This is a genomic window from Tabrizicola sp. (genome assembly GCF_022842145.1).
In the GTDB taxonomy this organism is placed as follows: Bacteria; Pseudomonadota; Alphaproteobacteria; order Rhodobacterales; family Rhodobacteraceae; genus Tabrizicola.
On record NZ_JALHQD010000001.1, the window covers coordinates 683,064 to 705,415 of the forward strand.

The window sequence follows — 22,352 nt, forward strand, 5'->3', positions numbered from 1 at the left end:
TAGAGGATGAGCGTCACCTCCGCCCTTGCTGGTGCCCTGTCGGGGCTGTCGGCCACCTCGCGCCAGGCCGAGATCCTGTCGTCGAACGTGGCCAATGCCACGACGCCAGGCTACGTCCGTCGCCAGGTGGGCCTGGGGGCGGCGGTCCTTGCCGGTCACGGGCAGGGCGTTCAGGTCCTGGGCATCAGCCGCGACGTGGACCGGCAGCTTCTGGGCGAACGGCGGCTGGCGCAGGCCGGGACCGGCGACCGGGATGTCCGGGCCCAGTTCATGAAGCGGGTGGAGCAGACGCTGGGCACCGCGGACAATCCGGCGTCCCTGGCCGCACGGCTTGCCGCCTTCGACCAGGCCCTTGTCGAGGCGGCGGGGCGACCCGAGTCGCAGGCCCGGTTGAACGGCATCGCCACGACCGCCAAGGCACTGATGGCGGGACTTGCGACAGCCTCGACCGACATCCAGCAGGCCCGGGCCAGGGCCGACCGCCGCATCGGCGAGGAGGTGGGCAAGCTGAACTCCACGCTGCAGCAACTGCACGAGCTGAACGTGAACCTGCGCTCCTTCACCGGCGCCGGGCGGGATGTCTCGGCGCTCTTGGACGAACGGCAACGGCTTGTCGACCAGATCTCGGCCATCGTCCCGGTGCGCGAGGTGCCGCGCGACCTGAACCAGATCGCATTGTTCACCACCGGCGGGGCACCCTTGCTGGAAGGCTCGGCGGCGGTGATCGGGTTCACCCCTGTCCACACCATCACGCCAGAGATGACGCAGGCGCTTGGCGGGCTGTCGGGGATCACCATCAACGGGCGGCCGTATGACACCGCGGGCGCGTCCAGCCCGATCCTTGGCGGCACGCTTGGCGCGCTGTTTGCGGTCCGGGACGACCTTGCGGTGGCCGCACAGGGCAAGCTGGACGCAGCCGCCCGCGACCTGGTGGAGCGCTTCGGCGGTCTAGACCCGACCCTTGCCCCCGGTGCGGCGGGACTGTTCACCGACCGGGGTGCCGCCTTCGACCCCTTGAACGAAGTCGGTCTGGCCGGCCGCCTGGCCCTGAACCCGGCCGCCGATCCCGCCCAGGGCGGCGCGCTTTTCCGCCTGCGCGACGGACTTGGCGCCACGACCGAAGGCCCGCCCGGGAACGGCGCACTGCTTGGGGCCCTTCACGCCGCACTGACCGGCGCGCGGCCCTTGTCCTCGGCTGGCTTCACTGCCGGCAACCGCAGTTTTGCGGTCCTGACCGCCGATATCCTGTCCGACGCTTCCGCACTGCGGCTGTCGGCCCAGTCCGAGCAAAGCTTCTCGACCGCCCGTCTGACAGCGCTGACCGATCTTGAGGCGCAGAACGGCATCGATACCGACCAGGAGATGCAGGAGCTTCTGGTGATCGAACGGAATTATGCCGCCAACGCCAAGGTGATCCAGGCGGTGGCCGACATGATCGACACTCTCATAAGGCTGGACGGATGACGCGGATCTCGGTGGGCGATGCAAGTCTGACGAACGTCCTGGCGCGACAGGGGGCCGAGCTGCGGGGCCAGGTGCAGCGCGCCTCGCAAGAGATCGCAACGGGCAGGCACTCCGACATCGGGCAGGTGATGCGCGGCGACGTGGCACCGCTGCTGGCCGTCGATGCAAGCCTGGCGCGGCTTGCGGCATACAGGACCAACACGACGGACGCCGCCTTCCAGACCGCAGCCCAGCAGTCCGCCGTCGCGGGCCTGTCCCAGCTTGCCGCCGGAATCACCGTGACCCTGATGGGCGCGCGCGATTTCCCGACGCCGGCCCAGATCAGTGCCACCGCCGCGGATGCGCGTGGCCGGCTGGCCTCGGCCGTGGGGTTCATCAACATGCAAGCCTCTGGCCGCGCGGTGTTTTCCGGGGTGGCGACCGATACGGCTCCGCTGGGACGTGTCGAGGACATGCTGGCCGCACTGCAGACCGCCGCCGCCACCTCCACCACGGCGGGGCAGGTCGAAGCGGCGGTGAACGGCTGGTTTGCGGACCCCTTGGGATTCGGCACCTTCTACCAGGGCGGCGCGCCGATTTCGGCGGCCCCCATCGCGCCAGAAGAAGCCGCGGACCTGTCGACCACGGCGATGGACCCGGCGATCAGGGATACGCTGGCCGGCTTTGCGATGGCCGCACTGATCGACCTTGGCCTACTTGCGGGCAACACCGAAGAGCGTGGACGTCTGGCCCAGATCGCCGGCCAGACCCTGCACCAGACCGAAGACGCCCGGATCACGCTTGCAGCCCGGATCGGGACGGTCGAGGGCCAGATCGAATCCGCCCGCACGCGCAATGCGGCCGAGGCAACCTCGCTTGGTATCCTGCGGTCCGACATCGGCTCGGTCGATTCCTATGAGGCGGCGACGCGGCTGGAGAACGTCCGGGCGCAACTCGAATCCCTCTACCTCGTCACCGCCCGCGTCTCGCGGCTAAGCCTAACGGAGTTCATGCGATGATCCGCTGCCTTCTGGCGCTGTTCCTGACGGCAACTGCCGCCTTCGCCGAGCCGATCCGGATCAAGGACCTGGTCGAGTTCGACGGCGTGCGGGGCAACGATCTGGTGGGTTACGGCCTGGTCGTCGGGTTGAACGGCACCGGCGACGGGTTGCGGAATGCGCCGTTCACCGAAGAGATCATGGCCAACCTCTTGGAACGGCTGGGGGCTAATGTCACGGGCGAGGAGTTCCGGCCGAAGAACGTGGCGGCGGTCTTCGTGACGGCACAACTCCCGCCCTTTGCGCGGGCAGGGGGACGGATCGACGTGACGGTCTCGGCGATCGGGGACGCGAAAAGCCTGCTCGGCGGGACGCTGGTGATGACGCCGCTGAACGGGGCCGACGGGCAGATCTACGCGGTGGCGCAGGGGACGATCATCGCGGGCGGCATCGTGGCCGAGGGCGATGCAGCGCGGGTGACGCAGGGCGTGCCCACGGCGGGGGTGATCCCAAGTGGCGCGCGGGTGGAGCGGGAGGTGGAGTTCGATTTCGCTGGGCTGTCCTCGCTGCGGCTGGCGTTGAAATCGGCTGACTTCACCACGGCCGCCCGGATCGAGCAGGCGGTCAACGCGGAATTCGGAGGTCGCGTTGCCGAGATGACGGACGCCGGGACGGTGGCGGTCGACATCGCGGCGACAGGGATGCGGTCTCCGGCGCATGTGCTGGCGCGGTTGGAGGGTATCATGGTCCAGCCCGAGACGCGGGCGCGGGTGGTGGTGGACCAGCGGTCGGGGACGATCGTGATGGGGGCCGACGTGCGGATCAGCCGGGTAGCGGTGGCTCAGGGCAACCTGACGCTGCGGGTCGAGGAAAGCCCGCTCGTATCCCAGCCGAACCCCTTCGCCGAGGGTGAGACGGTGGTGGTGCCGCGGTCGAACGCCGAGATCGCGAAGGACGGGACGGGGCTGGCCGAGGTGCGGGGCGGGACCGATCTGGCCGAGGTCGTGGCCGGGCTGAACGCGCTGGGGGTGGCCCCGCATGACATGATCGACATCCTGAAAAGCATCAATGCGGCCGGGGCGCTGCACGCGGAGTTCGTCGTGAACTGACCGGGTGTCCTGCGCGGACCGAATCTGCATCCTCTCCAGATCAACGGGTTGCTGGTGGGCGTGCATGGTCGCCTGACCGTGATGCCGCTTGTCCCTCGCCGAACCTTCTTTTTGGCGAAGAGAGGGCCGCCGCGTCTTCCGGTCCCGGCTCGGGGGACGGACGACGTTCGAATTACCGCGGCTTTGGGGTCCGCAAGGGCATCCCCGGATAGGCCTGTGTACCGTGCATCGCCCAGCGGGCCGGTGCAAGCCAGGCGGGCCGCAGTTGACCCTTGGCGGCCGCAAGCGTAATCGGAAAACCAGCACCCCAGAACAAAGAGCATCCCCTTGGCCATTCACCTGCACAAGTCCGACCTGCCCGACGGCCTGACCCTTAGCCCGGTCGTCGCGATCGACACCGAAACGATGGGCCTTGATGCGCGCCGCGACCGGCTGTGCGTGGTGCAACTGTCGGACGGCAACGGCGACGCGCATCTGGTGCAGATCGGCAAGGGCCAGACCCGCGCGCCGAACCTGGAGCGGTTGCTGGCGGACCCGCAGGTGCTGAAGCTGTTCCACTACGGACGCTTCGACATTGCGATGCTGAAACGCGCCTTCGGCGTGACCACTGCGCCGGTCTGGTGCACCAAGATCGCCTCCAAACTGGTGCGCACCTTCACCGACCGGCATGGGCTGAAATACCTCCTGGCCGACCTTGTCGGCGTCGATGTGTCAAAGCAGCAGCAGACAAGCGACTGGGGGTCGGAGGTCCTGACCGAGGCCCAGAAGGAATATGCCGCGTCGGACGTCCTGTATCTGCATCAGTTGAAGGCCGAACTGGAAGCGCGGCTGATCCGCGAGGATCGGCTGGACCTGGCGCAGCGGCTGTTCGCCTTCCTGCCGACGCGGGCCGAACTGGACCTGATGGGTTGGGAAAACACCAATGACATCTTCCTCCATTGACTTCCTTGCAACCGGACGTCGGGTGATCCACCGCGAGGCGGGGGCGCTGGACACGCTGGCCAAGGCGCTGGACGACAGCTTTGCGAAAGCCGTGGGTCTTCTGATGGCCGCCAAGGGGCGGGTCATCGTCTCGGGCATGGGGAAGTCGGGCCACATCGCCCGCAAGATCGCAGCGACCTTTGCCAGCACCGGGACTCCCGCCCATTTCGTGCACCCGGCCGAGGCCAGCCATGGCGACCTGGGCATGGTGGCCGAGGGGGACGTCCTTATCGTGCTGTCCAATTCAGGCGAAACGCCCGAGCTTGCCGACCTACTGGCCCATGCCAAACGCTTTGGCATCGCGATGATCGGGATCACCAGCCGGGACGGATCGACCCTGATGCGGCAGGCGACCGTGGGGCTCTTGCTGCCTCAGGTGCCCGAAGCCTGCGAAAAGGGGATCGTGCCGACAACATCGACCACCATGACGCTGGCTTTGGGCGATGCGCTGGCCATCGCGCTGATGGAGCATCGCGCCTTCACGCCCGAGCATTTCCGCATGTTCCATCCCGGCGGCAAGCTTGGCGCGCGGTTGCTGAAGGTCGGCGACCTGATGCACAAGGACCCTCCCCTGGTGGCCGCCGACTTGGCCATGGGCGAAACCCTGGTCGAAATCACCAAGCGCGGCTATGGCGTCGTCGGCGTGACCGATCCATATGGCGACATCGTCGGGATCATCACCGACGGTGACCTGCGGCGGCATCTGGAAGGCCTGATGTTGCACATCGCAGGCGAGGTGATGACCCCGAACCCCCGCACCATCGGGCCCGAAGCCCTGGCGGGTGAGGCGCTGGCCCTGATGAACGACCGCAAGATCACCTGCCTTCTGGTCACCGCACCCGAAAGCCGCAGGGCCATCGGCATCCTGCATGTCCATGACTGCCTGCGGGCGGGTGTCGCCTGACGATGGCACGGGTCGACCGGCATACGCGGGTGGTGGGCTGGCTGAAGGTGGTCCTGCCATTGACCGCGCTGGCGATCCTGTCCACCCTGTTTCTGGTGGCGCGGCGGATCGATCCCGAAGCCGCCCTGCCCTACGCCGAGGTCGATGTCGAGGATCTGGCGCGCGAGCCGCGCATGACAGCCCCAACCTATGCCGGCACGACCGAGGACGGTGCAGCACTGACCTTGTCGGCTGACGAAGCGCGACCGGCGTCCGAAGGATCTCCGGCCCAGGCAGCGGGGCTTCGGCTGGACCTTGCCACTCCGGACGGGGGGCGGACCGAGCTGCTTGCAGCGGACGCGCGCATGGACGACACGGCAAGGGAAGTGGTGCTGTCGGGCGGGGTCGCGCTGACGACGTCGACCGGCTACCGGCTGGAAACGGCAGAAATCGCGGCCAAGCTGGACCGGACGGGGCTGGAAAGCCGCGCGCCGGTCAGGGCCACGGGGCCTGCTGGCGAGATCACGGCCGACGGCATGAGCTTAAGTCAGGACAACCGCACCCCGGGTGACTATGTTCTGGTTTTCAAGGGCAGCGTCCGGCTGGTATACCAACCGGGCAGCTGAAACGGCTGCAGAGGTTCGACGCATGGCATTTCGGCTTGGCTTTCTGGTTCTGACCCTGACGCTGGCGGCAAGCGCCGAGGCGCAGCAGAAGATCGCCTTTGGCGAGCTGGACCAGGACACGACCCTACCGGTGCAGGTATCCGCCGACCAGTTTGCGGTGAACAACGCGGATGGCACCGCCGTCTTCAGCGGCAATGTCATCGTGGTCCAGGGTGAAATGAAGCTGGCCGCCGGAGAGGTAAAGGTCACCTACGGCACAGAGCAGAACGAGATCGACAGCCTGATCGCGTCGGGCGGGGTCACGGTCACTAACCTGGGCGACGCGGCCGAGGCGCAAGAGGCGGTCTATACCATCGACAGCGGGGTGATCGTTCTGTCGGGGGACGTGCTCTTGACGCAAGGGCCTTCGGCGATGGCCGGGCAGAAGCTGACGATCAACCTCAGGGACGGGACCGGGCTGATGGAGGGGCGCGTGACCACGACCTTCCAGCCGGGGGGCGACTGATGGTCGCGTCAGCGTCCCCGGGCCGTCCAGAGTTGACGGTGACCGACGGCCAGGCCGGGTTGCAGATCCGGTCCTTGCGGAAAAGCTACAAGAAGCGGCCGGTGATCCGCGATGTCAGCATGGATCTGCACCGGGGCGAGGTGGTGGCACTTCTGGGCCCGAACGGGTCGGGCAAGACGACCTGCTTTTATTCCATCGCGGGTCTGGTGATGCCCGAAGGCGGTCAGGTCCTGATCGACGGCAAGGACGTCACCGCCCTGCCGATGTACCGCCGCGCCCGGCTGGGGATCGGCTACCTGCCGCAGGAAGTGTCGATCTTCCGGGGCCTTTCGGTCGAGGACAACATTCTTGCCGTGCTGGAGATCGTGCAGCCCGACCGCCACAAGCGGCGTGAGCGGCTGGAGGAGTTGCTGTCGGAATTTTCGATCACCCACCTGCGGCGGACCCCTGCTTTGGCCCTGTCGGGCGGCGAGCGGCGGCGGGTCGAGATTGCGCGTTGTCTTGCGGCGGACCCGAAGTACCTCTTGCTGGACGAGCCCTTCGCGGGGGTCGATCCCATCGCGGTGGGGGAAATCCGCCACCTCGTGCATGACCTGAAAAGCCGTGGGATCGGCGTCCTGATCACCGACCACAACGTCCGCGAGACGCTGGAAATCGTGGATCGCGCCTATATCCTGCACGATGGCAAGGTGCTGATGTCGGGCACCACGGATGAGGTCGTGCGCGATGAAACCGTGCGGCGTGTCTACCTCGGCGAGAACTTCCGCATCGTCTGAGCCGGTCACATCGATTCGGTTGACAAGGGGCCACGGGACTGCGCCAAATACCCGTAATGCGTGCGTCATATGCCATCGGTTTGACCCATCGTGCCGCGAAGACTTCAGTCGGCCGACCTTGCGTGACGCTACGTTCCTTCCATCTATTCTGTAGGGAAGCGGTCCGCCCGGGCTGATCCCGAAATCGTCGGAAGCATCTGAGAGGAGAGGCTATGCGCTATCAGATCAGTGGGAAACAGATCGACGTCGGTGAGGCTCTTCAGACCCATGTAAAGGCGGAAATGGGCGAAGTTATCGAGAAGTACGCCCAGCGTCCGACCGAATGTATCGTTGTTTTCTCGCGGGTTGCGCATGAATTCGTCTGCGAGTCGGTGATCCACCTGTCCACCGGCCTGACTGCGCAGGCCAAGGGGCATGCCTCGGAAATCTATGCGGCCTTCGAGTCCTGCCGCGAGAAGCTGGACAAGCAGCTTCGGCGTTACAAGCGGCGGATCCGCAACCATCACTCGAACCGTCCGGGACCGGTTGAATTCGGCGGGGCGTCCTCGTATATCCTCGCCGGAACCGAGGACGCCGAGGAAGCTGAGCCTGACAGCCTGCAGCCCGTGGTCATCGCCGAGATGGAGACGAAGATTCCTTCGATCACCGTGGGCGAGGCCGTGATGCAGATGGAGCTGGCGGGGCAGAAGATGCTGGTGTTCCGGAACGAAGGACATGGGGGCGTGAACGTCGTGTACCGTCGGGATGACGGAAACATCGGCTGGATCGATCCTCGCAACGCAAAGTAACGCGCCTGGACTGGCGCAGGAACAACGCCCCCTCATGGAACTATCCAAGCTACTTGTGCCAGGCGCCGTTCGGGTTGTCGGGCAGTTCACCTCCAAGAAGCGGCTGTTTCAGGAGCTGGGCGAGATCGCGGCGCAGGCCTATGGGCTGAGCGGGGCGGCGGCCATCGATGGTTTGCAGGAGCGTGAGTCGCTGGGACCGACCGGCGTGGGACATGGCATCGCCCTGCCCCATGCGCGGCTGGAGGATCTGAAGGGCATCATCGGCGTCTTCCTGCGGCTGGAGAAGCCCCTGGACTATGACAGCGTCGACCGGCAGCCGGTCGATCTGGTCTTCGGCCTGTTCGCGCCGAAGGATTCCGGGGTGGACCATCTGAAGGCGCTGGCACTGGTCAGCCGGACGATGCGGGACCCCTCGGTGGTGGCAAAGCTGCGCGCCAATTCGGACCCGGCAAAACTGTATGCGATCCTGACCGAGGCGCGGGCCCCGCAGGCGGCGTGAGCTGCCCGCGCGTGGCGCTTTTTCTGGTGCAATGAAATCAACGGTTTGGTTGCCGGCGTTCAGGTCTGCTTAACCAAACGCGCGACGCGGGAGCAGTCACTTGCGCCAGCGGGTGAAGCCGAATCCCATGTAGTCGCGCTGGTAGGCCTCGGCGGCGGCGGCTTCCAGACGTTCGTCCCAGATGGGCAGGAGTGCGGCCGGTTCCAGGCTGCGCGGAATGGACGGGGCGTCGACGCCCATCTCGTCGGCCAGCATCGCCAGCCCTTCGCCCAGGCGGTCCTCGCGCAGCAGGTAGTCCAGCGGCTGGAAGGTGGCGAAGCCCTGCACCAGAGCGGTCTGGCTGGCGAGGCTGGGGTCGACGCGCGCACCGGTCTGACCGCCCACCGCAAGGCGACAATAGTTCAGGAAGATCAGGAACGCCGCACGCTCGGCCTCGACGCTTGCAAAGGGTTCGCCCGGCGGCTGCAACTCGGCCCGGAAGCCGTTGATCAGGATGCGGCGCAGGTCCTGCGCTTCGCCCATCAAGATCTTGCGGCGGAAGGCGGCATGTGCGCGCAGAAGCGGGTGGCGAAGCACGGTAAAGCTGCGGTGGCCGGGGTGCTTGCGCTTCCACTGACGCAGCGACTTCTGTTCGAAGCCTTCTGAGATGGGACCAAGTGATGCGAACCAGTCGCGGATCGCAGCCTCTGGGCCCGAGCGGATCGGAAAGAAGAGAAGCCCGGCGTCGGAGGCAAGCGCCGTCGGCACACCGGCTGCGCGCCGCGGCTCGAAGCTTGGGGTCCGGCCAAGGTTGAAGACGTCGATGGCGGCGACGGCTTCGGCCAGGGCCTCGGGGTTTTCCAGCTTGTCTTCCAGCGGCCCGGGATTCTGCTTCTTCAGCGTGTCGTCCAACTGCTTCAGCCGGCCCTCGACCCCCAAAAAGGCTGCAAGGCCATTCATCACCTCAAGCGAGCCTAGGTCTTCGTAATCCAGATAAAAGGCCGTTTGCCCGGTGGTCTGCAACGACTGCATCAAAAGCAGCTGGAAGGCCTGGAATTCACGCAGGAGGCCGACGAACTCGGGCACGTCGAAGCGCACCTTTGTGGTTTTCAGCCGCTTGGGATTGGTCAGCTTCCACTGGTCGGTGGCCTGGGCGATCTTCCAGCTGACATAGCTTTCCAGGGGGTTCCGGGTCAGGATGATCTTGGCGCAGCCGGGGTCTGGCAGCACGTCATCCAGGATGCGCAGGTCGTGGTCGTGAAAGAAGCGAAAGCCCGGCAGTCCATCAGTTTTTTCGCGCAGCTTGCGCAGCAACGGGCGCGGGTCGCGGTCGCGTTCTTCCATCGTTATGCCGAAAAGCTCGGTCCGGTCCTTCTTGCCCAGGATATAGCGGTTGAAGACCTCGCCGTGGCTGGTGACACCCGGAAGCGCGTTCAGGTTCGCTTCCAGCAGGTTCGACCCGGTGCGCATTTCGGCGAAGACCACGAAGCTGTGGAAGCGGCTCATCGGACGATCCGGGGCCGCGCAAAGGGAGGGTTCGGCTGGGCCAGCTCGACGTCCGAGGGAAAGTCTCCCATCAGAACCGGGGCCATGCCCTGGTTGCGCAGATCCTGCAGGAACGACCCGAAGCCGCGCAGGTCCAGAAGCTGCGGCAGTTCGGTCACGCGATGCGCGGCGCGGGGGTTCAGAAGATCCACAAGCTGCTCCAGCGGTTCGGCCGGGTTCTCGATGAATTCGGCCAGCGACCAGATCCGGATGCGGGCCTTGGTCTCGACACCCTTCAGCATGTAGATGAAATCGCTTTCCACCTTCTGGAGCCGCGCCGCTTCGGCCCGGACCTCCTGGGCGCTGCGGCCGGATTGCCAAAGCGGCACGGCGAAGGCGCCGGAGATCAGGAAGATCGACGCGTTGGGGTCCGAGGCGATGGTCGGCGCGATGTCCTGTTCGTCCTCGGGACCGAACTGGAAGCACTGGGTTTCGCCGCGGGTGTTCCAGATCAGGTTTGCCAGGAAGCTGCGCGGGTTGTAGTCGCGCAAGGTCGGGCTGTCGGAGAGGCCGCCCTTGTAAACCGTTTCGCCGCCCGCGAACTGGACGCGGTCGAAGGCGAAGAGGTGGCCGTGGACACGGGCATCCAGCGCGCGGCCAAGCCAGGGCTGGAAGTCGGTGAAAAGCGGCGCGAAGCCCGAGAAGACGCCATAGGGCGCTGCGGCAAGTGCGGCGCCACGGGCCCGGACCGGGAAGCGGCTTTGCATGTAAAGTCCCGGACGGCCTTTGACCCGACGCTCCACCGCCTTGGCGAAGAGGCGGTTGATCTTGCCGGGGCTGGGTTCGGTCGCGTGGGCGCGGTCCCCGTCGCGGGTCAGGAAGGTCTGGTACAGCACGTCGGCCTGGTGCCAGGCCTTGCGGGCGATGAAGGCGTCGGCTTGGCGCAGCAGGTGCAGGTGGTCGTCGTAGAAGATGTAGGGTCGGCCCTGGTAGTCGAACTTGGACAGCGTCAGCGAGCGGCTTTCGATCGAAGTCGAGACCTGTCGCACCAGGCTTTGAAAATAGCTTTCATCGGGTATCCAGACGCGCTTGAAGTACCGGTCGATCCGGCCGCGGTCGGGTAGGTTCAGAATTCCCTCAAGCGTGCGGCGGGTCAGGCACCACCACTGGCTGCCAAGGTGTGGAACAAGGCCCTTGGGCAGGCTGCGACGGAAGCCAAGCTTGCGTTGCAGCGCGACGTAGCCATCGAAGAACCGGCGCTGGCGTTTCCACGAGAAGGGAAAGCGCAGGGTGAAGCGTTCCTCGTTGAGGCCGCCGATGGTCCAGCCGACATCGGCGGTGGTGACGCTTTCGATGAAGTCGATGCCCGGCTCGGCCGAAAGATGGGCCTGCAGGGCGCGAACCGGCTTGATCGGCAGGCAGGAGCCGGAGGCCAGCAGGACGTGGCTCACCTGGGTGAAGTCGGCAAGCATCCGCGTCGCGGCGTCAAGCGTCGCCTGGACGAGGCCGAAGGTTCCCCATTCGCAAGGCAGGCGCGGTGTGAAGCGGATGTCCGGCAGGTCCTTCAGGGCCGAACGCAGTCCCTCGAACTGCGCGTGCGGCGTGCGGGCGTCGACGTGGATCACCACGGGGCAGCCGTGCATCGCCCAGTGCCGGGCCAGCTGCGCGGCGCGGTCAAGCGCCGCGTGGCACAGCATGACCACGCCCAGAGTGCTGGCCTGCGTCATGCCCAGTTTCCTTTCGACATCAGGCCCAGGACTTCGAGTTGTCTCCAGTTGATATACTTCTCGCTCCAATTGCACCAAAGATCGCGTTCGCGGGCGATCCCTTCGCGGTAGGCGCGGTATTCGACGCTTTGGGCATAGTGCTCGCCACGGGCGAGTTCTTCGGCCGCCTTGGCAGCGAAGGTGTCGAGGAACTTGGCGTGAAGAAGCACTCCCGACGGTTTCTCGCCGCCCTGGTCATCGTAGACCAGGTTCAGCCGGGGCGGGAGCAGCATGTGCGTCGAGGATACATAGGCGTAGACGCGGTCCCATTTCACCAGCGGCACCTTGTTCATCGCGGGGGCGCGCTGCGGGCGGTCGGTGAAGAACAGACGGGCGCGGGGGCCACCCTGGATCCAGAGGTTGCGATACAGGGGATTGCGGCTGATGACGTAGTTGCCGCTGTCGAAATACTGGGCGATCTCGAAGGGGTTCTGGCCCTCGCGGTAGGGTTGTTCATGCATCGCGCCCTTGGGATACATGTCCAGGATCATCGCGGCAAAGCTGGGGGCCTCGGCGCTGTCGAGCCAGTCGGTCAGGGCGCGCAGGGGGCGGGTTTCGCAGAAGGGGTAGACAAGGAATTCGTCCACGTCGACCGTCAGGCACCAGCGCCCGTGACCGTGGCGGCGCAGAAGGTGCATCATCCAGTCCATGCCGAAGCGCGATTGTTTGTAGCCGGCGGTGGTGGACCAGACCGAGACATCGGGCTGTTCGGCCAGAAACTCGCGCGTGCCATCATCGGACCCGTTGTCCACGATCAGGAAGTGATCGATCCCGAGCCGGCGGTAGTAGGCAAGGAAGTACGGAAGCCGGACGCGTTCGTTGCGCACGGTCGAGAACAGAAGGATCGGTTGCGCGGGCAGGCTGTCGGTGCGGTCGGCGACCGGAGTCAGTTGGCGGCGGCGGCGAACCGCCCTGGCAAGAAGGTACTGGCGTCTTGTGCGAAGTCGCAGAAGCGCTGTCAGGCCCATCTTGTGGCCCGCCTGTCCCTAGCGGAACACTTTACCAAGCACCTCAAACCCAACCACCCCGGGACATGAGGCCCAAAGCCTCCATCTGTCTCCAGCCAGTGTAGCGGGTGGATGCAATCGTATGCAAGACCGGGTCGTCCGTCAGGCGGTCGTAGTAGGCTGCATATTGGGCAGCATTGCCAAAATGCTGGCCACGTGTCTTCTCCTCGGCCGAACGTTCGGTGATGCCAGGCAGAAACTTCGTGTGTAGGAGCACGCCCGAAGTCAGCTCGCCCCCGTCAGTCGCGTAGACCTGATTGAGGCGCGGAGGTAGGAGGGCGTGGGTCGAGTTCACATAGGCATAGCGCCAGTTCCAGCGCACCAGCGGGGTCTTGTTCAGCGTCGGCGCCCGCCGCGGGGTCTGTCCGAAGAAGGCCCGCGCCCGCACCCCACCCTGGATCCAGAGGTTGCGCATGCGGGGCTGGACCTGGACCAGGTAGTTCCCCGCATCGAACCAGGCGAGATGCGTGATCGGGTCGCGGTCCGGCCCGACCACACCCTGCGACACCGGACCTTCGGGATACATGTCCACCGTCAAGGCCCCGAAACTGTCGCGGCCCTGCCGGTCAAGCCAGCCGGTCAAGGCAGGCAGGGGCCGGGCCTGCCAGTAGGGGTAGATCAAGAGCTCGTCCGCATCCAGCGTCAGGCACCAATGTCCGTGCCCATGCCGCATCATGAGCCAGGTCAGCCAGTCCATGCCGAAGCGCGATGCCTTGTAGCTGGCCTGCGTCTGCCACAGTGAAACGTCAGGTTGGCCCCGCAGCAGGTCTGGTGTGCCATCGGTGCTGCCGTTGTCCACGATCAGAAAGTGCCGCACGCCCAGCGCGCGGTGATGGCGCAGGAAATGTGGCAGGCGGTCGGATTCGTTCCGGACGCAAAGGAAGCACAGCACATCGCCGGTCCCGATCTGCGTGGTCCGGTTGGTCACGGACTGAAGCTGGCCTCGCTTGCGCCAGGCGCGCCACAGCAGGCGCTGGCGGCGGTTGCGCAGCCTGAAGGCCAGTAGCGCGCCGGTCAGGCCACGCGGTGGCGTGAGTGTGCCAATTGGACAGGCACGGGGGAGCCCCCGGACAGGCGAAAGCTCCGATCCCAAACCTATTGCGCAGCCTTCTGCATGGCCATCATCTCGTGCAGGAAGCCGGAGAATTCCTCGCCAAATTCGGGCCGCGACAGGCCGAAGGCAACGGTCGCCTGGAGGAACCCTATCTTCGAGCCGCAGTCATAGCGCTGGCCCCGGAAGCGCAGACCGTAGACGCCGCCCTTCTTCTTCGTTTCCTGCGCAATCGCGTCGGTGAGCTGGATTTCCCCGCCCGCGCCCTGCTTGATCTTGTTCAGGTTGGTCAGCACCTGCGGCGTCAGGATATAGCGGCCGATCACGGCCAGGTTGGACGGCGCTTCGCCGGCTGGCGGCTTTTCGACCATGCCCTTGACCTTGACGATCTGGCCATTGTCCTCGCCGATGTCGAGGATGCCGTAGCTGGAGGTCCGCTTCGGCGCGACTTCCATCGCCGCGACCATGCAGCCGCCGGTCTCGGCGTGGGCTTCCACCATCTGTTGCAGGCAGGGCTTTTCGGCGGCGATCACGTCGTCGGGCAGCAGGACCGCGAAGGGCTCGTTTCCGATCAGGCGGCGGGCGCACCAGACGGCGTGGCCTAGTCCCATCGGACGGTTCTGCCGGACATAGGCGATGGCACCCGAATCCATGTTGGTGTCCTTCAGGACATCCAGAAGGTCGGTCTTGTTCTTGCGACGCAGCTCGGATTCCAGCTCTGGCGCGTTGTCGAAGTAATCCTCAAGCGCGGACTTGCCGCGCGAGGTCACGAAAATGAATTCCTTGATCCCGGCGGCGCGGGCTTCGTCGATGGCGTACTGGATCAGCGGCCGGTCGACGAGGGTCATGATCTCTTTGGGGATCGACTTGGTGGCGGGGAGAAAGCGCGTCCCAAGACCCGCGACGGGAAATACTGCCTTGGTGATTTTCTTTGGCTTCATGACTCGTTCCAACCCTGTCTGATCGTGATCAATAGCTCCGGTGTAAATGCATTCGCAGGCGAATCTGACCTAATGCGGGCAGTCCCGCGGCAATATTGGTAACCTGCCCCATACGGGAAGGTTTCGCACCAAAAAACGACAGGGCAATGGCCATTCGAAAGCATAGATGGACCATCAGGTCAGACACTCACCCTATGGTTGCAGCGCCAACATCCGTTCGATGATCGCAACGTCAGAGGGGTTGTTTAGCTCCCAGAACTGGCGGCCATGGGCCTGAACCTCGACGCAAAGGACGGGGTGGCCGTTCTCGAGAAAGCGAAGCTGCTCCAGGCCCTCAAGCTGCTCCAGCGTGCCCAGCGGCCAGGCGGGATAGGCGGCAAGCGCGGCGGGGCGATAGGCGTAGACGCCGACGTGGTGGAAGACTGGTGTCGGGGCGTCGGGTGCGTAGGCGCTGCTGGTGAAGGGAATGACTTCCTTCGAGAAGTAAAGTCCGTGGCGGTTCGTATCAAAGACTGCCGTCGTGCCGCCAACCCGCCCGACCTTGCGGTCGGCCAGAAGGCTGGCGAGCGCCTGCCCGTCGCAGCGCAGGACCGGGGTCGCGATCTGTGCGGCGGGGTCGGCTTTCAGGCCGGCGATCAGGTCTTCGACGAACCAGGGCGGCGTGAGGGGGGCATCGCCCTGCAGATTCACGATGATGTCGAAGCCCGGCAGCTTGGCGGCGACCTCGGCGCAGCGCTCGGTGCCGTTGCGGGCATCGGAGGAGGTCATCACCACCTCGGCCCCGAAGCTGGTGGCGTGATCGGCGATCCGGTCGTCGTCGGTGGCAACGACGACGCGGTCGGCCCCGCGCACGGCCATCGCGGCCTCCCAGCTGCGGCGGATCAGGGTCTTGGCACCGTCGGGGCCGGTGAGGCTGACCAGCGGCTTGCCGGGGTAGCGGGTCGAGGCATAGCGGGCCGGAATGGCGATGAGGGTGGTCATTTCAGCAACACTCCCGGAGCGTAGGCGATGAAGAAGGGGTTGTCCCAGCCGGGTTTGCCATAGGCGAGGGGAGTATGGTCGTCGAACCTTAGGACGTGGCCCCCGGCGCCGCGCAACACGGCGTCTCCGGCAGCGGTGTCCCATTCCATCGTGCGACCAAGACGGGGATACAGGTCGGCCTCGCCGGTGGCGACAAGGCAGAACTTGAGGCTGGAGCCGGCGGAGGTCATGTCGCGCACGGCGTAGCGGGCGATGTAATCGTCGGTCGCCTGGTCGCGGTGGGACTTCGACGCGACGACCATCAGCGCGGCGTTGTCGGGGGTGGCGACCTTAAGCGGGGTCAGAGGGCCGGGCTCGGGGCCGAAGGGTCCGGTTTCCTCGACCGCCTGGCCGTTGGGCAGGGTGTAGAAAAGCCGGTCCTTGGCGGGGGCATAGACGACGCCAAGGGTGGGGACGCCGTCCTGCACGTAGGCGATGTTGACGGTAAAGTCGCCGCGGCGCTGGACGAACTCCTTGGTGCCGTCCAGGGGGTCGACGATGAAGAAGGTCGTGGCCGTCAGGGCGTGGGAGGCGGCCTGTTCTTCGGTGATCAGCGGCACATCGGGGAAAGCGGCGCGAAGACCGGCGGAGATCACGGCATCGGCGGCCTCGTCCGCCTCGGTCACCGGCGAGGCGTCGCCCTTGGCGCGCACCTCGAAGTCGGGGCCGTGGTAGACCTGAAGGATGCGCTCACCGGCTTCCAGCGCCAGTCGGCGGAAAAGCGGCACTGCCTTGGCAAAATCCATCATATCTCCTGCGGCGATTGATCAAAGGTTTTGTGGCCCTTATCCTTCGCCGTCAACGGAACGGCAAGATTTGCTGATGCAGGATGCCGACCGAAGGAGAAGGCCTGATGTTCCGGCACAAGCCACAAGAGCGGTCATGGATCGGCCTGGGGTTCGAAACCCTGGAGCTGGTCTATCATGTCGCTGTGCGCAACCTGCGCAAGACGCACAACAATGCGGTCCTGGGCCTGGTGATGTCGATCGTGCAGTCGCTGATCATGCTTCTGGTCATGTATTTCATGATGAGCCTGTTCGGCATGCGCAGGATCGCGGTGCGCGGCGACTTCATGCTTTACGTGATGTCGGGCGTCTTCATGTTCATGACCCACATCAAGGCCATCGGCGCGGTGTCGCATGCCGACGGGCCGACCTCGCAGATGATGATGCACGCACCAATGAACCCGATCATCTCGATCATGGGCGCGGCGCTGGGGTCGCTGTACCAGCAGACGCTGGCGGCGGCGGTGATCCTGTTCGTCTACCACACGCTTTGGAACCCCATCACCATCGACGAGCCGGTGGGGATGCTGGGAATGTTCCTGTTGTCCTGGTTCAGCGGGATCGGGATCGGGATGGTCTTCCTGTCCGCAAAGCCCTGGCAGCCCGAGGCGGTGGGAATCCTTGTCACGCTTTACCAGCGGGCCAATGTCATCGCCTCGGGCAAGATGGTGCTGGCCAACAACCTGGCGACCAACCGCCGCGACTGGTTCGACTGGAACCCGCTGTTTCACACAATAGATCAGGCGCGAGGGTTCATGTTCCTGAACTACACCCCGCGCTACACCGACTATCACTATGCGATCTATTATGCTCTGGTCTGCATGATGATCGGTCTTATGGCGGAGTTCTTTACCCGCCAGCATGCCTCGGCCAGTTGGAACAAGCGGCGATGATCCGGTTTCTGTGTCTTTTCCTTTTCCTGGCGCTCCCCCTGAAAGCCGAGGAGTTCCCCGCGCTGTACGCCGTCACCGGCGTCGCTGCCGACGACGTGCTGAACATTCGCGCCCGACCGGACGCCCGGTCTCCGATCATCGGCAGCCTCGCGCCGGATGCGACGGGGGTCGAGGTGATCGCAACCCGGGGCAACTGGGCGCTTGTCAACTCGGAGGAGGGGTCGGGCTATGCCTCGATGCGCTTTCTGGCGCGGGAACCCGGTCCGGCCTGGAACGTGCTGCAGTCGCCGCTGACCTGCCTTGGAACCGAACCCTTCTGGTCCCTGGAAATCGATCCGCAGCGCGGTATCACGCGTTTCCTGACGCCGGATGATCAGGCGCCAGCCAGCCAGCCGATAACCGACCTTTGGCCCGCCAAGCCCTGGGCCCGATCGGCGGCCGTCGGACTCGCGGACGGCATGGCGGTCCTGACCGGGGCAGAGTGTTCCGATGGCATGTCCGACCGCAGCTACGGCATTGCCGTAGACATCTTCCGCACCGGACCGGCAGGCGGGGACCGGTTGTCGGGCTGCTGTCTCCTGGCCCAACCGTAAGGCCGCATCAAACTGCCCGGATTTTGCGCATCATCGCCGAAGAATCCCGGGTCCGCCTGCGCGCCAACCGTTGCAGGCCCGAAACGGCCTGCCTATATACGCCTCACACGGGTGCCAGGCCGCCAGACCTGTCATCCACTCCTGGGTGGGGATGCCTGCTTGCAAGGGTCCTCGCCAGAACATCGCCTGAAGTAAAGGGATACACATATGGCCAAAGTCATCGGTATTGACCTCGGAACCACGAACTCCTGCGTTGCCATCATGGATGGTTCGCAGCCTCGGGTGATCGAGAACTCGGAAGGCGCGCGCACGACGCCTTCGATCGTCGGTTTCACGGAAAGCGAACGCCTGGTCGGCCAGCCCGCCAAGCGCCAGGCCGTGACCAACCCCACCAACACCGTCTTCGCCGTCAAGCGCCTGATCGGCCGCCGCCTGGGCGACGCCGAAGTGGAAAAGGACAAGAAGCTGGTCCCCTATTCCATCGTCGATGGCGGGAACGGCGACGCCTGGGTCCAGGTGCGCGGCGAGAAGTATTCGCCCAGCCAAGTCTCGGCGTTCATCCTGCAGAAGATGAAGGAAACGGCGGAATCCTACCTGGGAGAGCCGGTGACGCAGGCCGTCATCACGGTTCCGGCCTACTTCAACGACGCCCAGCGTCAGGCCACCAAGGACGCCGGCAAGATCGCCGGTCTTGAAGTGTTGCGCATCATCAACGAACCCACGGCGGCCGCGCTGGCCTATGGCCTGGACAAGAAGGAATCGCGGACCATCGCGGTCTATGACCTTGGCGGCGGTACCTTCGACATCACCATCCTCGAAATCGACGACGGCCTGTTTGAAGTGAAGTCGACCAACGGCGACACCTTCCTTGGCGGCGAAGACTTCGACATGCGGATCGTCCAGTACCTGGCCGATGAGTTCAAGAAAGAGCACGGCGTCGACCTGACGCTGGACAAGATGGCGCTGCAGCGTCTGAAGGAGGCCTCGGAAAAGGCCAAGATCGAGCTGTCGTCCAGCCAGCAGACCGAGATCAACCAGCCGTTCATCAGCATGGACAAGAACACCGGGCAGCCCCTGCACCTGGTGGTCAAGCTGACCCGGTCGAAGCTGGAAAGCCTGGTCGAGGACCTGATCAAGAAGTCGATCAAGCCCTGCATGGCCGCGCTGAAGGATGCTGGCGTCTCGAAGGACGACATCGACGAGGTCGTGCTGGTCGGCGGTATGACCCGCATGCCCCGCGTGATCGAGGAAGTGACCAAGTACTTCGGCAAGGAACCGCACAAGGGCGTGAACCCTGACGAAGTCGTGGCTTTGGGTGCGGCCATTCAGGCTGGCGTTCTGCAAGGCGACGTCAAGGACGTGGTTCTTCTGGACGTGACCCCGCTGTCCCTGGGCATCGAGACCCTGGGCGGCGTCTTCACCCGCCTGATCGACCGCAACACGACGATCCCGACCAAGAAGTCTCAGGTCTTCTCGACCGCCGAGGACAACCAGAACGCGGTGACGATCCGCGTGTTCCAGGGCGAACGCGAGATGGCTGCCGACAACAAGATGCTGGGCCAGTTCAACCTGGAACAGATCCCGCCCGCCCCGCGTGGCGTGCCGCAGATCGAGGTGACCTTCGACATCGACGCCAACGGCATCGTGTCGGTGAAAGCCAAGGACAAGGGCACCAACAAGGAACAGGCGATCACCATCCAGGCTTCGGGTGGTCTGTCGGACGACGAGATCGAGAAGATGGTCCGCGACGCCGAGGCGAATGCCGAAGCCGACAAGGAACGTCGCGAGCTGGTGGAAACCCGGAACCAGGGTGAAAGCCTGCTGCATTCGACCAGGAAGTCGCTGACCGAGCATGGCGACAAGGTCGATCCATCCACGGTCGAGGCGATCGAACTGGCGATGAGCCCGCTGGAAGATGCGCTGAAAGGCGAGGATGCCGGCAAGATCAAGAGCGGTATCCAGAACCTGACCGAAGCCGCGATGAAGTTGGGCGAGGCGATCTACAAGTCCAGCCAGTCCGAAGGCAGCGACAAGGAAGACGAGCCGCGGCCGGTCGATGACGATGATATCGTCGACGCCGACTTCGAAGACCTGGGCAACAACAAGCGGAAGTAAGCCGCGAGGAACGGGAAAAGGGGCGGTTCGGAAACGGACCGCCCCTCCTCGGTTCCATATGGGGGTTTTGCCGTGGCAAAGCGCGATTACTACGACGTTCTCGGGGCTCAGAAGGGCGCATCGGCCGAAGAGCTGAAGAAGGCTTATCGGACGAAGGCCAAGGAACTGCACCCCGACCGGAATTCCGACAATCCGCAGGCCGAGGCCCAGTTCAAGGAAGTGAACGAGGCCTACGAGGTCCTGAAGGACGAACAGAAGAAGGCGGCCTATGACCGCTTTGGTCATGCCGCGTTCGAGAACGGGATGGGCGGCGGCCCGCGACCCGGTGCCTATGGCGGCCAGCAGGGTGATTTCGCCTCGGCGTTTTCCGACGTGTTCGAGGATCTGTTTGGCGATTTCATGGGCCGGGGTGGCGGTGGTGCCGGCGGTCGGTCGCGCGCCCAGCGCGGCTCGGATCTGCGTTACAACATGCGGATTTCGTTGGAAGAAGCCTTTACCGGGTCGCAAAAGACGATCACCGTGCCGTCCTCGGTCAGCTGCGATACCTGCCACGGGTCCGGGGCGGAAGGCGGGGCCGAGCCGGTCACCTGTCCGACCTGCAATGGCATGGGCAAGGTCCGTGCCCAGCAGGGCTTCTTCACGATCGAGCGGACCTGCCATCAGTGCAACGGCATGGGCCAGATCATCAAGAACCCCTGCCGCACCTGTGGTGGCCAGGGGCGGCTGCAGAAGGAAAAGCAGCTGTCGGTCAACATCCCGCAAGGGGTGGAGACGGGCACCCGCATCCGTCTGGCCGGTGAGGGCGAGGCGGGGATGCGCGGCGGGCCGAACGGGGACCTCTACATCTTCATCGAGGTGAAGGAGCACGCGCTTTTCCAGCGCGACGGGGTGCATCTCTTCTGCCGGGTTCCGGTGTCGATGCCGACCGCGGCTTTGGGCGGCGAGATCGAGGTGCCGACGATCGACGGCGGCAAGGCGCGGGTCAAGGTCCCGTCGGGCGCGCAGTCGGGCAAGCAGATGCGGCTCCGGCAGAAGGGCATGCCGGCGTTGCGGTCTTCGAACACCGGCGACATGGTGATCGAACTGGCGGTGGAAACTCCGGTGAACCTGACCACGCGCCAGCGCGAGCTTCTGCGCGAGTTCGAGAAGCTGAGCGAGGAGAACAACCCGGAAAGCTCCAGCTTCTTTTCCAAGGTCAAGGGCTTCTGGGACGGAATGAAGGGGTGACAAGCCTGGAACGGGCGTAGGGTGGGCGATAGCGCCCACCCTACCATCCTCCTCACTCCGTTAACCGTTTCTCAACCATGACGCGGCAGTCTTGCCCGCATGGTGCAATCGTTCGACGAACCCTTTCTACCCTTGGTCGCGCCTGCGGGAGACGCCGATGAGGCCGAACCGCAGGCGCTGACCGGGCGCTTGCCCTCCTATATCGCCGACCACCGCCAGCGGCTGCGCGACCGCTTTCTTCAAGGCGGCGGGGCAGCACTGCCGGACTACGAGCTTCTGGAGCTCGTCCTCTTCCGCGCCATCCCGCGGCAGGACGTCAAGCCGTTGGCCCGGCTTCTTCTCGACACCTTCGGCGACTTCAACCGCGTCGTCACCGCCTCGCCCGCCCGTCTGCAGATGGTGAAGGGCGCCGGCCCTGCCGTGGTGCTGGAGCTGAAGCTGGTGGAAGCCGCCGCGCAACGGATGATGCGGGCGCGGGTGATCCAGAAGCCGATCCTGTCCTCGTGGGACGCGCTGCTGGACTATTGCCATACCACGATGGCCCACCGCGAGACGGAGCAGTTCCGGGTCTTGTTTCTTGACCGCAAGAACGTGCTGATCGCCGACGACGAGCAGGCCCGCGGCACCGTCGACCATGTCCCGGTCTACCCGCGCGAGATCGTCAAGCGCGCGCTGGAGCTGAACGCCAGCGCGATGATCCTGGTCCATAACCACCCTTCCGGCGACCCCACCCCATCGGACGCGGACCTGTCGATGACCCATCAGGTCAAGGACGCCTGCGAGGCGCTGGGTCTGACGTTGCACGACCATCTGATCATCGGCAAGAGCCGTGAGTTGAGCTTCCGCTCACAGGGCTACCTTTAGCCCACGCCTTGCGCTAGG

22 protein-coding genes are annotated in these 22,352 nt (G+C 65.1%); 15 read left to right on the forward strand and 7 right to left on the reverse strand.

The window, feature by feature from the left end; translation table 11 throughout:
* Positions 1 to 6: 6 nt before the first annotated feature.
* The 10 genes from Q0C42_RS03540 to Q0C42_RS03585 all read left to right on the forward strand — a co-directional run bounded on the left by Q0C42_RS03540 (position 7) and on the right by Q0C42_RS03585 (position 8,608).
* Positions 7 to 1,464, forward strand: coding sequence for a flagellar basal body rod C-terminal domain-containing protein (locus tag Q0C42_RS03540; protein WP_295072039.1), 1,458 nt, complete (start codon positions 7 to 9; stop codon positions 1,462 to 1,464).
* Complete coding sequence (locus tag Q0C42_RS03545) at positions 1,461 to 2,462, forward strand: flagellin (RefSeq protein WP_295072041.1); 1,002 nt, start codon at positions 1,461 to 1,463, stop codon at positions 2,460 to 2,462. The genes Q0C42_RS03540 and Q0C42_RS03545 overlap by 4 nt, the downstream gene beginning before the upstream one ends.
* The gene (locus Q0C42_RS03550; RefSeq protein ID WP_295072044.1) at positions 2,459 to 3,550 is read left to right on the forward strand and encodes a flagellar basal body P-ring protein FlgI; all 1,092 of its coding nucleotides are present in this window, start codon (positions 2,459 to 2,461) and stop codon (positions 3,548 to 3,550) included. Before Q0C42_RS03545 ends, Q0C42_RS03550 begins: the two co-directional genes overlap by 4 nt.
* A 327-nt stretch (positions 3,551 to 3,877) precedes the next feature.
* The gene (locus Q0C42_RS03555) at positions 3,878 to 4,492 is read left to right on the forward strand and encodes a ribonuclease H-like domain-containing protein (protein WP_295072047.1); all 615 of its coding nucleotides are present in this window, start codon (positions 3,878 to 3,880) and stop codon (positions 4,490 to 4,492) included.
* Positions 4,473 to 5,435, forward strand: a complete 963-nt coding sequence (locus tag Q0C42_RS03560) for a KpsF/GutQ family sugar-phosphate isomerase (RefSeq protein WP_295072049.1) — start codon at positions 4,473 to 4,475, stop codon at positions 5,433 to 5,435. The genes Q0C42_RS03555 and Q0C42_RS03560 overlap by 20 nt, the downstream gene beginning before the upstream one ends.
* Before the next feature lie 2 nt (positions 5,436 to 5,437).
* Positions 5,438 to 6,040: an LPS export ABC transporter periplasmic protein LptC gene (gene lptC, locus Q0C42_RS03565; RefSeq protein ID WP_295072052.1), complete on the forward strand. Its 603-nt coding sequence runs from the start codon at positions 5,438 to 5,440 to the stop codon at positions 6,038 to 6,040.
* A gap of 22 nt (positions 6,041 to 6,062) precedes the next feature.
* Positions 6,063 to 6,545: an LptA/OstA family protein gene (locus Q0C42_RS03570; RefSeq protein WP_295072054.1), complete on the forward strand. Its 483-nt coding sequence runs from the start codon at positions 6,063 to 6,065 to the stop codon at positions 6,543 to 6,545.
* Positions 6,545 to 7,321: an LPS export ABC transporter ATP-binding protein gene (lptB, locus tag Q0C42_RS03575; protein WP_295072056.1), complete on the forward strand. Its 777-nt coding sequence runs from the start codon at positions 6,545 to 6,547 to the stop codon at positions 7,319 to 7,321. Before Q0C42_RS03570 ends, lptB begins: the two co-directional genes overlap by 1 nt.
* A 212-nt stretch (positions 7,322 to 7,533) precedes the next feature.
* On the forward strand, positions 7,534 to 8,109 hold the full coding sequence (gene raiA / locus Q0C42_RS03580) for a ribosome-associated translation inhibitor RaiA (protein WP_295072058.1): 576 nt from the start codon (positions 7,534 to 7,536) through the stop codon (positions 8,107 to 8,109).
* Between the two features lie 34 nt (positions 8,110 to 8,143).
* Positions 8,144 to 8,608: a PTS sugar transporter subunit IIA gene (locus Q0C42_RS03585; protein ID WP_295072060.1), complete on the forward strand. Its 465-nt coding sequence runs from the start codon at positions 8,144 to 8,146 to the stop codon at positions 8,606 to 8,608.
* 96 nt (positions 8,609 to 8,704) lie between these two features.
* On the opposite strand, the gene Q0C42_RS03590 is transcribed toward Q0C42_RS03585, so the two are convergent.
* The 7 genes from Q0C42_RS03590 to cysQ all read right to left on the reverse strand — a co-directional run bounded on the left by Q0C42_RS03590 (position 8,705) and on the right by cysQ (position 16,603).
* Complete coding sequence (locus tag Q0C42_RS03590) at positions 8,705 to 10,093, reverse strand: nodulation protein NodH (protein ID WP_295072063.1); 1,389 nt, start codon at positions 10,091 to 10,093, stop codon at positions 8,705 to 8,707.
* Positions 10,090 to 11,799 (reverse strand): beta-1,6-N-acetylglucosaminyltransferase, encoded by a 1,710-nt coding sequence (locus tag Q0C42_RS03595; RefSeq protein WP_295072065.1) that lies wholly within the window; start codon positions 11,797 to 11,799, stop codon positions 10,090 to 10,092. Before Q0C42_RS03595 ends, Q0C42_RS03590 begins: the two co-directional genes overlap by 4 nt.
* On the reverse strand, positions 11,796 to 12,806 hold the full coding sequence (locus tag Q0C42_RS03600) for a glycosyltransferase family 2 protein (protein WP_295072067.1): 1,011 nt from the start codon (positions 12,804 to 12,806) through the stop codon (positions 11,796 to 11,798). Before Q0C42_RS03600 ends, Q0C42_RS03595 begins: the two co-directional genes overlap by 4 nt.
* Positions 12,807 to 12,849: 43 nt before the next feature.
* Positions 12,850 to 13,773, reverse strand: coding sequence for a glycosyltransferase family 2 protein (locus Q0C42_RS03605; RefSeq protein ID WP_367115713.1), 924 nt, complete (start codon positions 13,771 to 13,773; stop codon positions 12,850 to 12,852).
* Between the two features lie 167 nt (positions 13,774 to 13,940).
* Entirely contained in the window at positions 13,941 to 14,837 is an 897-nt protein-coding gene (gene galU / locus Q0C42_RS03610; RefSeq protein WP_295072070.1) for a UTP--glucose-1-phosphate uridylyltransferase GalU, read from the reverse strand.
* 192 nt (positions 14,838 to 15,029) lie between these two features.
* Positions 15,030 to 15,818 (reverse strand): manno-octulosonate cytidylyltransferase, encoded by a 789-nt coding sequence (locus Q0C42_RS03615; RefSeq protein ID WP_295072073.1) that lies wholly within the window; start codon positions 15,816 to 15,818, stop codon positions 15,030 to 15,032.
* A complete protein-coding gene (gene cysQ / locus Q0C42_RS03620) occupies positions 15,815 to 16,603 on the reverse strand; it encodes a 3'(2'),5'-bisphosphate nucleotidase CysQ (RefSeq protein ID WP_295072076.1) in 789 nt (262 codons plus the stop codon). Before cysQ ends, Q0C42_RS03615 begins: the two co-directional genes overlap by 4 nt.
* 107 nt (positions 16,604 to 16,710) lie before the next feature.
* Here cysQ and Q0C42_RS03625 point away from each other — a divergent pair, with 107 nt between their 5' ends.
* The 5 genes from Q0C42_RS03625 (at position 16,711) to radC (ending at position 22,334) form a co-directional block, all read left to right on the forward strand.
* Positions 16,711 to 17,535, forward strand: coding sequence for an ABC transporter permease (locus Q0C42_RS03625; protein WP_295072078.1), 825 nt, complete (start codon positions 16,711 to 16,713; stop codon positions 17,533 to 17,535).
* On the forward strand, positions 17,532 to 18,128 hold the full coding sequence (locus tag Q0C42_RS03630) for an SH3 domain-containing protein (protein WP_295072080.1): 597 nt from the start codon (positions 17,532 to 17,534) through the stop codon (positions 18,126 to 18,128). The genes Q0C42_RS03625 and Q0C42_RS03630 overlap by 4 nt, the downstream gene beginning before the upstream one ends.
* Before the next feature lie 207 nt (positions 18,129 to 18,335).
* Positions 18,336 to 20,243, forward strand: a complete 1,908-nt coding sequence (dnaK, locus tag Q0C42_RS03635) for a molecular chaperone DnaK (protein ID WP_295072083.1) — start codon at positions 18,336 to 18,338, stop codon at positions 20,241 to 20,243.
* Between the two features lie 72 nt (positions 20,244 to 20,315).
* A complete protein-coding gene (gene dnaJ, locus Q0C42_RS03640) occupies positions 20,316 to 21,470 on the forward strand; it encodes a molecular chaperone DnaJ (RefSeq protein WP_295072085.1) in 1,155 nt (384 codons plus the stop codon).
* A gap of 99 nt (positions 21,471 to 21,569) precedes the next feature.
* Positions 21,570 to 22,334 carry a DNA repair protein RadC gene (gene radC / locus Q0C42_RS03645; protein ID WP_295072088.1) on the forward strand — a complete coding sequence of 255 codons (765 nt, stop codon included), beginning with the start codon at positions 21,570 to 21,572 and terminating at the stop codon, positions 22,332 to 22,334.
* The last annotated feature ends 18 nt before the right edge of the window (positions 22,335 to 22,352 follow it).